This is a genomic window from Butyrivibrio sp. AD3002 (assembly GCF_000420905.1).
In the GTDB taxonomy this organism is placed as follows: domain Bacteria; phylum Bacillota; class Clostridia; order Lachnospirales; family Lachnospiraceae; genus Butyrivibrio.
This window is the reverse complement of record NZ_ATVV01000006.1, coordinates 124,471-138,064: the sequence shown is the minus strand read 5'-3', so window position 1 is coordinate 138,064 and position 13,594 is coordinate 124,471. Positions and strand designations below refer to the sequence as shown.

Annotated in this window: 13 protein-coding genes and 1 tRNA gene; 1 reads left to right on the top strand and 13 read right to left on the bottom strand. The window is 48.4% G+C overall.

What is annotated here, in order from left to right:
* Positions 1-270: 270 nt before the first annotated feature.
* The 6 genes from G596_RS0106555 to dnaX all read right to left on the bottom strand — a co-directional run bounded on the left by G596_RS0106555 (position 271) and on the right by dnaX (position 6,402).
* Positions 271-723, bottom strand: a complete 453-nt coding sequence (locus G596_RS0106555; RefSeq protein ID WP_022761041.1) for a CvpA family protein — start codon at positions 721-723, stop codon at positions 271-273.
* A 125-nt stretch (positions 724-848) separates the two neighbouring features.
* Complete coding sequence (locus G596_RS21270) at positions 849-2,159, bottom strand: DUF5711 family protein (RefSeq protein ID WP_022761040.1); 1,311 nt, start codon at positions 2,157-2,159, stop codon at positions 849-851.
* 122 nt (positions 2,160-2,281) lie between these two features.
* A complete protein-coding gene (locus G596_RS0106545) occupies positions 2,282-3,322 on the bottom strand; it encodes an aldose epimerase family protein (protein WP_022761039.1) in 1,041 nt (346 codons plus the stop codon).
* A 143-nt stretch (positions 3,323-3,465) separates the two neighbouring features.
* Positions 3,466-4,065, bottom strand: coding sequence for a recombination mediator RecR (gene recR / locus G596_RS0106540; RefSeq protein ID WP_022761038.1), 600 nt, complete (start codon positions 4,063-4,065; stop codon positions 3,466-3,468).
* Between the two features lie 32 nt (positions 4,066-4,097).
* Positions 4,098-4,448, bottom strand: a complete 351-nt coding sequence (locus G596_RS0106535; RefSeq protein ID WP_022761037.1) for a YbaB/EbfC family nucleoid-associated protein — start codon at positions 4,446-4,448, stop codon at positions 4,098-4,100.
* A 43-nt stretch (positions 4,449-4,491) separates the two neighbouring features.
* Positions 4,492-6,402 (bottom strand): DNA polymerase III subunit gamma/tau, encoded by a 1,911-nt coding sequence (gene dnaX, locus G596_RS21265; RefSeq protein ID WP_022761036.1) that lies wholly within the window; start codon positions 6,400-6,402, stop codon positions 4,492-4,494.
* A gap of 231 nt (positions 6,403-6,633) precedes the next feature.
* Between dnaX and G596_RS0106525 the strand changes: the two genes are divergently transcribed.
* Positions 6,634-6,719: transfer RNA gene (locus tag G596_RS0106525), tRNA-Ser, on the top strand.
* Between the two features lie 131 nt (positions 6,720-6,850).
* On the opposite strand, the gene G596_RS0106520 is transcribed toward G596_RS0106525, so the two are convergent.
* The 7 genes from G596_RS0106520 to rd form a co-directional block, all read right to left on the bottom strand.
* Positions 6,851-8,167, bottom strand: coding sequence for a sugar phosphate nucleotidyltransferase (locus G596_RS0106520; protein ID WP_022761035.1), 1,317 nt, complete (start codon positions 8,165-8,167; stop codon positions 6,851-6,853).
* Between the two features lie 17 nt (positions 8,168-8,184).
* A complete protein-coding gene (gene glmS, locus G596_RS0106515) occupies positions 8,185-10,053 on the bottom strand; it encodes a glutamine--fructose-6-phosphate transaminase (isomerizing) (RefSeq protein ID WP_022761034.1) in 1,869 nt (622 codons plus the stop codon).
* Between the two features lie 102 nt (positions 10,054-10,155).
* Positions 10,156-10,758, bottom strand: a complete 603-nt coding sequence (locus G596_RS0106510; protein ID WP_022761033.1) for a hypothetical protein — start codon at positions 10,756-10,758, stop codon at positions 10,156-10,158.
* A 33-nt stretch (positions 10,759-10,791) separates the two neighbouring features.
* Positions 10,792-12,012 carry a glycosyltransferase family 4 protein gene (locus tag G596_RS21260; protein ID WP_022761032.1) on the bottom strand — a complete coding sequence of 407 codons (1,221 nt, stop codon included), beginning with the start codon at positions 12,010-12,012 and terminating at the stop codon, positions 10,792-10,794.
* Positions 12,006-12,977: a HipA domain-containing protein gene (locus G596_RS0106500; RefSeq protein WP_022761031.1), complete on the bottom strand. Its 972-nt coding sequence runs from the start codon at positions 12,975-12,977 to the stop codon at positions 12,006-12,008. Before G596_RS0106500 ends, G596_RS21260 begins: the two co-directional genes overlap by 7 nt.
* 105 nt (positions 12,978-13,082) lie before the next feature.
* Positions 13,083-13,310, bottom strand: a complete 228-nt coding sequence (locus G596_RS0106495) for a type II toxin-antitoxin system Y4mF family antitoxin (RefSeq protein ID WP_022761030.1) — start codon at positions 13,308-13,310, stop codon at positions 13,083-13,085.
* Positions 13,311-13,421: 111 nt separating this feature from the next.
* Positions 13,422-13,577 carry a rubredoxin gene (gene rd, locus G596_RS0106490; RefSeq protein WP_022761029.1) on the bottom strand — a complete coding sequence of 52 codons (156 nt, stop codon included), beginning with the start codon at positions 13,575-13,577 and terminating at the stop codon, positions 13,422-13,424.
* Between the last annotated feature and the right edge of the window lie 17 nt (positions 13,578-13,594).

Here is a 13,594-nt window from a genome sequence, read left to right as displayed (position 1 = left end):
CCAGAACATTGCTTGGCTTTGTTCTGTCCGTTTTTACCTAAGTTAGGTTGTTTTGTTCTCTGAATATTCTTTTTGGAATTTTCAGGGTTGCATTACTATTTTATTGTCAAAGTGCTTTGTCTTGGCTTGTCAGCCGCAACTCGTTTACTTTATCATGAGTGGCTGTCTCTGTCAAGAACTTTTTTAATTTTTTTCGAGAATTTTTATAAGTAGTTATCAGCTCTTATATTTTTGCTCTCTCGAAGTGAGCGAAGTTGATTATAGCATCACTCAAACAGGAATGCAACTAATTAATTTTGAAATTGTAAAAGAAATTGCATCGTCGATTTTATAGCCTACTATATGTTGAATGAGCATTACCCACATATATGTTTCCACGGCTCCGAAGGCAGCTCCCATAACCTTATTAGTATTGGTAAGTATCGGGATTTTCTTGGTTCCTTTTGTGCCATTTGCTATTCCCTGGATGACCCTATATATAGTAATTACAATTGCAAGCTGAATTATTGTTTTTAGTATATGAAGATTTTCCCCATGGATTAGTTTGCCGATCGCACCCGCAGAGAGTGAAAATATCACAAATCCCGTGGCGAGGCCGGCTATTTCAATCAGTTCTGCGACGAAGCCGTACTTGTAGCCGTAGGCTATGCGCCACATTAGTATTATTAAAACCGCAAGTGATACTATCACCTGCGGCATTGAGATAAATTCTAAGATGTTCATGTTGTCCTTTCAAAGCCCCTCATCCGCCCCTTCGGGGCACCTGTCTCCGCTCCGCTCCGGTCCGCGCAAAGCCGACGTCCCCCGGACGTCGTGCGCCCCCAGGGGGAAGGCTATAAGTTTGGCTATTATTTTAGTTCCAGGGTTTCGATGGCCTTCTCGGTTACGAGGAGGAACTTGCTTCTGACAGTTGTAGGGATCATGACTTTGACTGCGCGGTCGAAGTTACCGCTGAATTTCTCGGTTCCCTTCATATCATATAGTATGTACTCATTTTCCCCGTAAACGACGATCTGATCGTTCTCGAAGAGTACGTCTACATATTCGGTGTCAAAATATATGGTGGTCTCAAGAGCTCCGGTCTCGCCGTAGATCTGTAGTCTGTACGCGCCCTGGTCTGTGTTGTTCATGAAGACTATTCCGACATGTGACTCGCTGTAGAATACCGATCTTATTTCTTCATCTCCTGTCAGGCTCTCGGTCTGACTTGTCGGAATCTCTTTTCCTGAGAAGAACATGATTCTGTCATCAGCTACAGCAAATATCTTGGAGTTGTTCATGAACTGTACGTAGGGAACGACCACATCCGGGTATTCGTATCCGCTGGCGTAGTTGCCGGAAAGGTTTTGTCCGACTTCTCCGAAATTGAAGAACGCAACGCTGGTCTTGATCTTGCCGCTATCAGCTTTCAGATAAGATACGCAGACGAGCTCGCCGCTTGGTGAAATCGAAATGTCCGTGGGGTAGCCGCTGTCCTGCATGGTTGTCTTAAAGCTTGCAAGGGTGTTGCCGCTGGCATCGAAGAGATAAATCCATGTGACGGTTTTATCATCGAGTACTGCTGCCACAACTCCCTGGGAAGCAACACAGAAATCCCTGATGGGAAGGTTGGTGTCGATCTCTCCAAGTGTTCCGGAGGTGTTCGCAACGTAGATGTTGTGACCGTTGTAATCGCCGACTGCCACTACGTTTTTGCAGGTGTGAACGGTCGGGTTCTGCATCTGATAAGTCTGATTCCAGAGCTGCTGCCCCTCTCCGTCAAGACAGCTCATGCCGTCCTTACTGTAGGTGAGAATGTTTCCACCAAGGTTTAACGCCTTGGCTCCGGATGCATCAGTCAGTTTTACCGAAGATATGATGTTTGCTTCCGTGAAATGCTTATCTCTCCAGCTTACATACAATGCTCCCACCAGGAGAGCCGCTATAGCTATGATAACTACGGTTCTTATGAAAACCGCGATTCTGTGGTTTCGGATTTTTTCCTGATAGGATGGTCCGACGCTTTCGTAGTCTTCATCGGAATCCAGTGCGTCGTCGTCCGAATCCCAGGCGTAATCATCGTTTAGCGCGGCAAAGGGATTGTCATCCTCATCCTTTCCCTTGCCATTTCTACGCTGAAGTTTCTTTATGTATTTGGTGAAATCCTTGACTTCTGCCATTTGTTACTCTTTTCCTGCTTTTCCCCTCATCCGCCCCTTCGGGGCACCTGTCTCCGCTCCGCTCCGGTCGGCGCAAAGCCGACGTCCCCCGGACGTCGTGCGCCCCCCAAGGGGGAAGGCTTTTAAATAAAACGGTAAACTGTTATTGAATCGTACTCGCGCTCAGGTCCGAAAACCGCATCCGGGAAGTTGCTGTGATGGATTGCGTCGGGATGAATCTGAGTCTCTAAGCAGAAGCCATCTCTTTTGCCGTAATCGGCGCCGTCTTTTCCTCCCTTGGCTTCAAGGAAGTTGCCTGCATAGAACTGGAATGCAGGGAGTGTTGTTGAGCACTGCATTGTGATACCGCTGTCGGGGCACTTAACTGTAGCAAAGGTTCTTCTTGTGCCGTCTGCGCCATCGATAATAAAGTTGTGGTCGTAGCCGCCGCCAAGAGCTATCTGATCGTTGTCGGCGTCGATCTCAAGACCTATAACTTTCTCTTTTCTGAAATCAAAAGGTGTGCCCTCAACATCTGCGATCTCGCCTGTGGGGATGAGACCCTCTCCGACGGTTGTGGTCTTGCTGGAATTGAACTGTGCAACGTGGTCCGTGATCTTGCCTGAGCCCTGTCCGCGAAGGTTGAAGTAGCAGTGGTTTGTGACGTTGATCATGGTCTTGGCGTCACTTGTTGCATGATAGTGCAGTGTGAGCGAGTTGTCCTCACCAAGTGTATAAGTAACGGAGAAGAATCTGTTTCCGGAAAATCCGAGATCTCCGTCATCCGCTTTTAATGTGAACTTAACGCTGTCGTCTGTCTCCTCGGCTTCCCAGACTCTCTTATGAAAACCGTTGTCAAAATCGCTGTGAAGGTTGTTAGGTCCATCGTTCACAGGCATTTCGAATTTCTTTCCGTCGATTTCGTAGCTTGCGCCGCCGACTCTGTTCGCAACAGGGCCTACAACAACGCCCAGGAAGCAGGAGTTATCGAAGTACTTCTCCGGATCGTCGAATCCGAGAACCACATCTCTTTTCTCGCCGTCCTTGTCCTTAACAAAGATGTTGCGGATGGTAGCGCCGTAGTTCAAAAGGCAAACCTCCATTCCCTGGCTGTTTGTCATATGATAACCGTAAATAGGTGCGCCGTCTTTTGTTTCCCCAAGAAATTCTCTTTTTACACTCATGTTTTTCCTCCGTTTCCCCTTATGCCCCTCATCCGGCACTTCGTGCCACCTGTCTTCGCTCCGCTTCGGTCCGCGCTGAACCGACGTCCCCCGGACGTCGAGCGCCCCCAGGGGGAAGGCAAGGGTTAATCTCTGCTTAATTTTTAGAGTTCGGTTCTGCCCTCAAGAGCTCTGAGCAGTGTGACTTCATCTATATATTCAAGGTCGCCGCCGACGGGAACGCCGCTGGCGATTCTTGTAACCTTGATGCCGGTGGGCTTTATGAGCTTGCTTATGTACATGCCCGTGGTCTCACCTTCAAGGCTTGAATTCGTTGCGATAATTACTTCTTTTACTTCATCTGTCTGGAGTCTCTGGACAAGCTCTTTTAGCTTGATGTCTCCGGGGCCGATTCCCAGCATGGGGGAAATGGCGCCGTGAAGAACATGGTAGACTCCTTCGTATTTTCCTGTCTTTTCATAAGCCGCAAGGTCTCTGGCGTTCTCGACCACCATGATCGTGCTGTGGTCGCGCTTTTCATTAGCACAGATGGGGCAGATTTCTCCGTCGGTCAGGGTGCAGCATTTGCTGCAGTAGTGCACGTTCTCCCTCGCATCGGTGAGGGAATTCGCAAGGCGCTGAACTCTGTCCTTGGGAAGTCCTATGATATAAAAAGCCAGTCTCTGAGCCGATTTGCCGCCAATCCCGGGAAGGGATGACAGTTCATCGATCAGTCTGTTGATATGTCCGCTGTATAGATCCATTAAAATGAAATTCCTCCGAGGCGTAGCCTGTATTAGAACGGAAGTCCTCCGAGACCTCCGAGGCCGCCGGTCATTTTGCCCATAAGGTCGCCCTGAGCCTTCTCAGCCTGCTCCATTGCCTCATTAACTGCTGCAAGTATCATGTCCTGAAGCATCTCAACGTCATCGGGATCAACTGCGTCCTGTGCAATTGTGATTGCTGTAAGCTTCTTATTACCTGTAACTGTTGCTTCAACGGCTCCGCCGCCTGCACTTGCCTTAAATTCCTTGGTCTCGAGCTCCTTCTGGCTCTCCTCCATCTGGCGCTGCATGCGCTGCGCCTGTTTCATAAGATTATTCATGTTGCCGGGCATTCCTCCCGGAAATCCTCCACGTTTTGCCATTTGTATTTCCTCCTAATGTGTTGGGTTTTGTTTGCCGATATTATCAGTCGTCCTCTGTATCCTTCTCTTCGAAAGCGCTCTCATCATCCATGGCCTGCTGATGCATATCATATGCTACGCTCTCCGTAGCAGCTGCGGCGTAATACTCGTCTTCGCTGAGGCCGGAAATTATATCGCCGCCGGATTCATCAGAATTGTCTGCTGAAGAAGCTGTCTCGGCAACATCTGAATTGCTGAATGAAGAAGCTGTCTCGTTAGCATCAGTCTGCTCAGAGGTTGTTTCCATCTCCGGAACAACAGGCATGTTGACTTCGTCCTCAATTTCGATGTCGAAGTGGATGTCGTTCAGGCTGACGTATTGCTCGTTTACGGGTTTGTCGCGTGTCGTGAAGCGAACTTCAAAGTCCACATGTTTGCCGATGGACTCGTCAAGGATTGCGGATAGTTCCTCGCGTCCTTCGCCGTCGTTGTACTTGGCCGCTTTTTCCTTGGTATCGAGGACTATGAAAAGCTTGCCATCCTCGCCCTGGCTAAGCAGTGCCTTGGTCATGAAGGCTCTCATGGGCATTCCCATCCGGTTAAGTATGCGATTCCAGTTGTTGACAACTTTCTTCACATCCTCTGCAACTGCGGCTTCGAGCATCTTGGCTCTGTCCTTGGAAGTGGCTGTACTTCCTGCGCCGGCGCCGCCTGCTCCCGCACCACCGGCTCCGTTAAAACCCGGGCCGTTACCTCCGTCGCCACCTGCTACATTAACTGCTATCTGTCCGCTCTGGATTCCTCCGAGAACGCCATCAAGCTGCTCGCTCTTTTGCTCGAGAATTCTGATTCTGTCGAGGAGCGCGTCTGTGTCCTCGTCCATCTGCGGTTTGCAGAGGCGTATCAGTGCCACCTCTATTAGAATACGTTTTGCGGCGGCAAATCGCAAGTTCTGCGAGAGTTCCGAGAACACGCGGATGTAACGCATTATTGTGTCGATATCGGAACCTTGCGCCAGCTCTTTTAACGAATTCAGGTTGTCAGTGGACATGTCCACCGCGTCCTCCATGTTGTCGGAGGTGCTGACCAGCATGAGGTTTCGCAGGTACCAGATAAAGTCGCTGACGAACTGTGTCAGCTCACGTCCCTGGATTACGATATCCGACAGAAGGTTCAGAGCTCCCGTCACATCCTGGACGATGAGATATGAAAACAGTTTTCCGAAAATAGCGGTGTCCACTGCGCCGAGCACGCCGAGCACCCTGTCGTAGGTGAGCTCCTCGCCATAGTTGAAGGCGATGCACTGATCAAGGAGACTCAGCGAGTCACGCATGGAGCCGTCAGCGGCCTTCGCGATATAGCGAAGCGCGCGGTCCTCGACCTGTACGCCTTCCTTGTCCACTACCTCGCGGAGTCTGTCCGCTATGGTGTCGATCGTGATTCTGTGAAAATCATAGCGCTGGCATCTCGACAAAATGGTGATCGGGATCTTCTGCACTTCAGTGGTCGCAAGAATGAAAATCACATAGGATGGAGGCTCCTCAAGGCTCTTTAAAAGTGCGTTGAAAGCGCCGGTCGAGAGCATGTGGACCTCGTCTATGATATATACTTTGTATTTGCCAACGGTGGGTGAATATGAGATCTCGTCAATGATCTCGCGGATGTTGTCTACGCCGTTGTTGGATGCAGCATCGATCTCGATGACATTACCCATCGCTGCACCGGACTCAATCGCTTTGCAGGTATGACACTCACCGCAGGGGCTTCCGTCCTTGGGGCTTTCGCAGTTGACTGCTCTTGCGAGAATCTTAGCCACTGAGGTTTTACCGGTTCCTCTGGTTCCGCAGAACAGATACGCGTGTCCGATCCTGTCGGATTTTATCTGATTTTTCAGCGTAGTCACTATATGATCCTGTCCTTTGACGTCGTCGAAGACAGGCGGTCTGAATTTTCTATATAAAGCTACGTATGCCATTAAAATCCCCATTTGTCCGGGCAGCTTTTTGGGGTATGTTTAATGCCCCAGGCTGTTAGTAAGCCTATAAAATCTGCTCGGCTTTTTCATACTCTAATCATCTAATTATACTCAATTAGAGGCGCATCAACAATAGTTTATTGACTTAGGAAAAGAGGGCTCGTATAATAAAAAAGCGCGCTGATGCACGCTGTAGGTTATCCTGACGGATGTCGGGATCTTATAAAATTTGGAGTCGTATCAAAGTGGTCGTAATGAGGCGCACTCGAAATGCGTTTGTCCTTCGGGGCACGAGGGTTCGAATCCCTCCGACTCCGCTATGAAAGAAAAGCTTCGAAAGCCGGTTGGCTTCGAAGCTTTTTTGTTTTCCCTCATCCGTCACCTACGGTGACACCTTCCCCCAGAGGGGGAAGGCTTTATAAGATTCATCTTCCCCAAGGGGAAGGCATTAGAGGTCGTATTTGATTTTGTCGTCGACGGTGATGTCTGCGCCGAGCTGGACTTCGATGAGCTGAAGTTCTTCGTTGCTGTCATTCTTGATGGTGTGTTTCTGGCCGGCCTTCATGTTAACGACATCGCCGGGGCGAACGGTCTGCTCTTCGCCGTCGATGATTGTCTTACCGATACCGCGGACGATGCTCCAGACTTCGTCGCGTCTCTCATGGCTGTGGTAGTTCATGGAGTGACCGGGGTTAAGTGTAACCTTGATGGTCATGGAGTCCTTCTCAACGTCGAGGACGCGGTAGCTTCCCCAGGACTTCTCAGCGAACATGATGGGCTGCTCGATTTTCTCGACATAGGGCTTGATGTATGAGCTCTGCTCCTTGTCGGATACAAGGATTCCGTCGGGTGATGCAGCAACAATCGCGCTCTTTAATCCCATAACAACTATCGGGATGTTCATGTCATTGATTACATGGACGCCTTCGCATTTTTCATTAAGATATGCCTCGCCGATGACGTTCTCTTCCATAGCCTCGGTGAGGGTGTTCCAGGTTCCGAGGTCCTTCCACAGGCCGCCGAAACGCATGACGTTTATCTTGGATTCCTTCTCTACAACTGCATAGTCGAAGGATATTTTCTCAAGGGTAGCATATTTATCAAAGAGATCCTGATAGTCCTTGAAGTCGATGATCTCATGAGCCTTCTCAAGAAGGTATGAGAGTTTATATGCGAAAATTCCGCCATTCCAGAGAGCACCCTTTGAGATGTAGTCCTTTGCTGTTTCTACGTCGGGTTTCTCCTTGAAGGATACAACTTTTGATACATCTCTCTTGTTCTCAGGGATGATGTAGCCGTACTTCTCTGAAGGATAGGTGGGATCGATGCCAAGTAGTGTTAAGTTGGCGTCGCCGGTCTCTGCGAGCTTCGAGAGTTTCTCGAGCGCAAGGAAGTATTCTTTGTCAACGTACGGGTCAACCGGGCATACCACTACGGCTTCATCAAGAGCTACCTTCTGTACATCGTGAAGGTATGCGCTCGCGAGAGCAATTGCAGGGAAGGTGTCACGTCTGCAAGGCTCTATTGAGATGCCGACGTTCTCTCCAAGCTGGTTGTGAATTGCCGAAACCTGGGTTTTGCTGGTTGCTATGGTTATGTTGGCAGCGGGATCGACTTCAACGATCTGGCGGAAAACGCGCTGGACCATGGATTCGTAGTCGCCGCTGTTGTCTTTAAATATTTTTATAAATTGTTTCGATCTTACATCGTTTGAAAGTGGCCAAAGGCGCTGGCCCGAGCCACCTGATAAAAGAATTATGTTCATTAAGTGTTGCCTTTCCGTTACTCTACGGTGACGCTCTTGGCGAGGTTGCGGGGCTTGTCGACATCCAGGCCTTTGGCAACGCTGATGTAGTAGCCGAGGAGCTGGAGCGGGATGACTGCGAGGGATGCAGCGAAGTGTTCATCAATCTTGGGAACGTAGGCTGCGAAATTAACAGTATCCTCTATCTCGTAATGGCCGTAGGTTGTAAGTCCCATGAGGTATGCACCTCTTGCCTTACACTCAACCATGTTGCTGATGGTCTTCTCGTAGAGGTCGTTCTGGGTGAGGACGCCGATAACAAGGATTCCGTCCTCGATAAGGCTGATGGTGCCGTGCTTAAGTTCGCCGGCAGCGTAAGCCTCTGAGTGGATGTAGGAGATTTCCTTCATCTTAAGGCTTCCTTCAAGGGATACAGCGTAGTCGATGCCGCGTCCTACGAAGAAGACGTCCTTAGCGTTTGCGTATTTAGCCGCGAACCACTGAAGTCTTTCTTTATCCTCGAGGACCTTCTGGATCTTCTCGGGGATGGTTTTCATCTCTGCTATGTAGTTTGCGTAAGCTTTATTGTCTATGTTCTCTCTTACATATCCGAAGTGAACGGCAAGGGCGTAGCAGGCAACGAGCTGTGCGCTGTAAGCCTTAGTTGTTGCAACGGATATCTCGGGTCCTGCAAGTGTGTAGAGGACATGGTCTGCCTCTCTTGCAATTGAAGAGCCAACAACATTGACGATTCCGAGGGTTGCAACGCCCTGGTTTTTCGCCTCACGAAGAGCCGCAAGGGTATCAGCAGTCTCACCGGACTGGGAGATAACGATTACCAGGTCATTTTTATCAAGAAGCGGCTTCCTGTATCTGAATTCTGAAGCGAGTTCCACGCGAACGGGAACTTTGGCAAGATCTTCAAATATGTACTGCGACGCCATACCTACATGCCATGCAGAACCGCAAGCTACGACGAAAATCTGTCTTAAGGATTTGATCTTTTCATCGCTGATGCCGCACTCTGTGAGGTCGATCTTTTTACCCTTGATAACGGAGCTGAGAGTATCCTCAACTGCCTTGGGCTGCTCGTGGATCTCCTTCATCATGAAGTGCTCATAGCCGCCCTTCTCTGCTGCCTCGGCATCCCACTTGATCTCAACCTTTTCCTTCTGGATCTCGTCGCCGTCGAGGTTGTAGAAATGTGCCTCTCCTTTTCCGAGGCGGGCCATCTCCTGGTTGCCGATGTAGTATACGTTTCTGGTGTATTTCAAAATTGCGGGAACATCAGATGCAACGTAAGTAGCGCCATCCGCAATACCGATTACCATTGGTGAATCCTTGCGGGCAACCCATACCTCATCAGGATAATCCTTGAACATGAGGGCAAGGGCGTATGAACCGCGGACACGAACCATGGTCTTTGCAATCGCATCGATGGGTCCGATGTTGTACTTTTTGTAGTAGTAATCAACGAGCTTTACGGCAACTTCGGTATCTGTCTGTGAGTAAAACTCATAGTCGTGGCGCATGAGCTTTTCTTTAAGCTCCTGATAATTCTCGATAATTCCGTTATGAACGCCGACAACGTTGGCCTCTTCAACTGTGGTTCCATGCTCAAACTGGTTCGCCGAAACATGGGGATGCGCGTTGTTCTCTGAAGGCTCACCGTGGGTAGCCCATCTTGTGTGGCCGATACCGATAGTTCCTGCAAGTGATGCACCGTCATTGGTCTTCTCAGAGAGGACCTTCAGTCTGCCCTTGGCCTTAACGACTTTGACTTTGCCGTCAGTGCCTCTTACAGCAAGTCCCGCAGAGTCATATCCGCGATACTCGAGCTTGGAGAGTCCATCAAGAAGAATGGGTGCTGCCTGCTTTTTTCCTACATATCCTACTATTCCGCACATATATTATTTCCTTTTCTAAGATGTTGTTTGCAACGTTTATTAAAAGAGCTGCGCTCTTTTTGTCTATTCAACCATTATATTCATTTTGGTGAAAAGGGCAAGTTAAACTGTTTGACGGCGGTCACGGATGAGAAGTATGGCGCCGAGAGCCATGAAGATGAAGGTCATGATCAGGGCTGTGTATGCAAGGTAGCCTATACGGATCTCTTCCGTTCTGGTGAAATGGGGTTTGGCGATTGTGATCTCGACACCCGGGGTGGATGAGTAGATGTTGATCTCAGCGGTCTGCGGGTGGTTTACTCCGTCGAAGACGAGGTCGCCTTCCACCATGTTTTTGCCTTCCTTTATGTCTGTCGTAAAGGAGCAGGGTGAGAGATCGTAGCCGGGAGCGGAGAGGTCAGCGGTGACCTTGGCTTCGGTCACTCCCTCTAGAATTGCTCTGTACTTTACATGGAAGCTCTGGCCCGACATGAGGGATACAGGGGCATGGAGGACGATGCTGTCCTTGACTTGGGCCTGGAAGCTGTGGTTTCCGTAAGGAATGGTTTCAAGCTCCACCCCGGTCCTGTAGTCGGTTATTATCATGCTCTCGTTGTTTCGAATCGGTGCTCTGTTGCTGGCTGCGAGGCTGAATGCCACCAAGCTTAGATACCCGAATAAGAAGTAGAGAGCCATTCTGAATTTTCGTTTCTTTAATAATTTCATACCGTTTTTCCTCTTAACTATTATGCCTTAAAATCAAGTTTTTGTCAGCGCATCGAAGCGCTCCTTCAAAATGGCTGCTGCCAGGTCAGGTGACAGGCGCTCTCTGATGTGTTTTGCCGCCGCTTCTTTTTTATGGTTGTAAAAGTTTGTGTCATCATGAAGTCTTCTGATGAACTGCGCGGCTGTATGTACGTCGGGATCTGCCCAGTGGTTTCCCTTGTGGTAAGGAGGTGTCTCCTTCTCGATGGGGATTATTTTCACCGGAACCATGCAGCAGGCGTCCTCTGACATGAACTCTGCGTTGGCTGACCAGTTGGTTGCAACTGTGGGAGTTCCGAGGAACATGGCCTCTGCCATGACAAGTCCGAAGCCCTCCGAGCGGTGGAGCGAGATATGGGCATCCGCGCACTTTATAAGGCTGTTGAATTCTTCCTTGCTAAAGCTGTCCGTTAAAATGTACACATTTTCATAGCCCTCCATGAGCTTGTGGAAATGTGCCATCTCCGCTTCTCCTGCGTGTGTCGCCTTGATTATGAGGCCGACATCCGGTAGTTCTGTGGGAAAAGCTTCTTTATATGCTGCTATCGCGGCCTCCGGATTTTTGCGGTCGGAGTTGCTTAGTCCGTCGTAGGACATAAGATACAGGAATTTGTCCTTTGGAATGCCAAAGTAATCCCTGTCGCATTTTTCCAAAGTGGCGGGCTCTCTCATGGCGTAAGGGAGCGTGTGCACCGGTTTGTCTGTAACCGTTCTGATCGCGTCCGCAACAAAATCGGACGGCGCCCAGATCTCATCGAACATCCTTAGCTGGTAGACCCATTCCGGCGGAAACTCGGGAAGTTCCCAGAGCCAGAAGGCGATGTTGTATCTGTTATCAAAAAGGCTCCTATCACTATGTAATGTGAATCTCACGATTTCATTGGGATTTATGTGAATGAGATTGACGTTATATTTTAATTCCTCCGACTCATACTCAGCGTAGGAGGTGTTTGTTTCGCTCGCATTTTTATTCTGAAAAATGTTCTTAATTGTAAATGGTATTCCAGAGGTCTTGATAGTCTCTGCCACAAGTCGGCAGCTCTCGCCAAGTCCGAAATCTCCCCTGGCATGGCCGATAAGATTAATTCCATCCGGATAGGTTTTGAAATTGGTTTCCGTCCTTTTTATCTTTGGATAATTTATTCTGAAAATCAGACCGCGCACATGTTCGCGGAAGATATACGGAAAAAGATTTTTAATTATTTTTCTTAGCAAAGTATCTCACACCTTTTCTCTATAAGTTCTGTCAGCGCTTTCTTGTAATCATCAGGAAGGTAGGATTCTCCGGTCATCAGCACTAATTCATCTTTATTCTTTGTTATTTTGTCCATGAGTCTAGTTGCGGTTTTATCTGTTATTCCAAAATTTATAGCAAGTTCGAGAAAATCTTTTTTTCTGATGTTTCTCTTTTTCCCGTTCAGCGACAGCGCTGTCTGGTCTTTATCTGCAGGAAGTATCACGTTTACCGGAAGAAGATCGTATGCAGGAGATAAGCCGAATTTTCTTGAGCCAGGCTTATCTTCGATAAGTGAAAAATTCTTAAGATGCATATCGGAATTACCGGTTACGAAACAGAAAAGAAGTCTGTAATACAGCTCTGCCATATCAAGGCCAACATTTTTGGAATATCTGGAAATCACCTTGCCGCACTGCTCGTAGGAGCTTTTATACTTATCGCTCGTAAGTCTCCCTGACAGCTGACAAAAGTCCTCCATTGCGAGCAGCATTTTTGTGGAATCAGTGGATTTCCCCGCATTTACCCGATCAGCGCGTTTTGTAATATAAGCATAGTTATCGCCAAGTTGCATCAGAGCACAGGGAACAGTTTTAATTCCGACCTTTTCAGCCATTTTCATCACAAGGAATTCTGCCTCAGGCAGCGCTGCGTATTCTTCCGACTGCGGCTTCAAAATATATCCCGTAGGATAGTCCACGATGGTGAGCTTATTTACTTTATTCTCACTGCCAAGGTGAAGCGAGAGTTTTTTCTGTACTCCCGGGACAGTCAGCCCTTTGCTGACTGTTGTGTTTGCAAACTTCTCCAATTCAGAGTCGGTTATATAAAGCTCAGGCAAAACTGAAATCCCAAAAAATTTCTTAATGCACTTGGTATGCCATTTGCTTATGCGCTCATTTTCAGTTGGATTATTTATTTCTTTGTCACAACACAGACATTTCATTCTGGATTATTTTCTCCTTATTCCACAGGTTCGATATGAACATCCCCTATGCAATCCCTACAGCACGCAAGAAGTAGACCAAATCTGTCCTTGCCCTGGACATTTTTATCTCCCTTCATCCAAATCCGAAATCTCTCTGTCTATCTCGCCCGGAACCGCATGCATTCCAAACATTGAAAGTGCCTGGTTCACCTTATCCATACGGACAGTCTCCTTCCCCTGCTCCAAGTCACGCACAAAACGAAGACCGAGTCCCGACCTGATGGCAAACTCCTCCTGAGTCAATCCGGCTTTTTTTCTTTCAGTTTTAATGTATTCTGCAATAGTATTCATACACAGCAATATACACCCTATCGGGTATAAAAACAATTATTGCAATCATTTTTATACCCGATAGGGTGTATATTTATTATCATTGTTATTTTTATACCCTTAGGGTATATTTTACTCCGCCTTGAATTCTTCCTTGCCTACTCCGCAAAGGGGGCAAACCCAATCAGCCGGGAGATCATCCCACTTTGTGCCGGGTGCTACTCCGTTATCCGGATCGCCTGCTGCCTCATCATAAACATAACCACATGTGCCACATACGTACTTCATAGAAAAGCTCCTTTCCT

Coding starts and splice junctions, on each gene's coding strand:
- G596_RS0106555 (WP_022761041.1), bottom strand. CDS start 723: ATGAACATCTTAGAATTTATCTCAATGCCGCAGGTGATAGTATCACTT.
- G596_RS21270 (WP_022761040.1), bottom strand. CDS start 2,159: ATGGCAGAAGTCAAGGATTTCACCAAATACATAAAGAAACTTCAGCGT.
- G596_RS0106545 (WP_022761039.1), bottom strand. CDS start 3,322: ATGAGTGTAAAAAGAGAATTTCTTGGGGAAACAAAAGACGGCGCACCT.
- recR (WP_022761038.1), bottom strand. CDS start 4,065: ATGGATCTATACAGCGGACATATCAACAGACTGATCGATGAACTGTCA.
- G596_RS0106535 (WP_022761037.1), bottom strand. CDS start 4,448: ATGGCAAAACGTGGAGGATTTCCGGGAGGAATGCCCGGCAACATGAAT.
- dnaX (WP_022761036.1), bottom strand. CDS start 6,402: ATGGCATACGTAGCTTTATATAGAAAATTCAGACCGCCTGTCTTCGAC.
- G596_RS0106520 (WP_022761035.1), bottom strand. CDS start 8,167: ATGAACATAATTCTTTTATCAGGTGGCTCGGGCCAGCGCCTTTGGCCA.
- glmS (WP_022761034.1), bottom strand. CDS start 10,053: ATGTGCGGAATAGTAGGATATGTAGGAAAAAAGCAGGCAGCACCCATT.
- G596_RS0106510 (WP_022761033.1), bottom strand. CDS start 10,758: ATGAAATTATTAAAGAAACGAAAATTCAGAATGGCTCTCTACTTCTTA.
- G596_RS0106500 (WP_022761031.1), bottom strand. CDS start 12,977: ATGAAATGTCTGTGTTGTGACAAAGAAATAAATAATCCAACTGAAAAT.
- G596_RS0106495 (WP_022761030.1), bottom strand. CDS start 13,310: ATGAATACTATTGCAGAATACATTAAAACTGAAAGAAAAAAAGCCGGA.
- rd (WP_022761029.1), bottom strand. CDS start 13,577: ATGAAGTACGTATGTGGCACATGTGGTTATGTTTATGATGAGGCAGCA.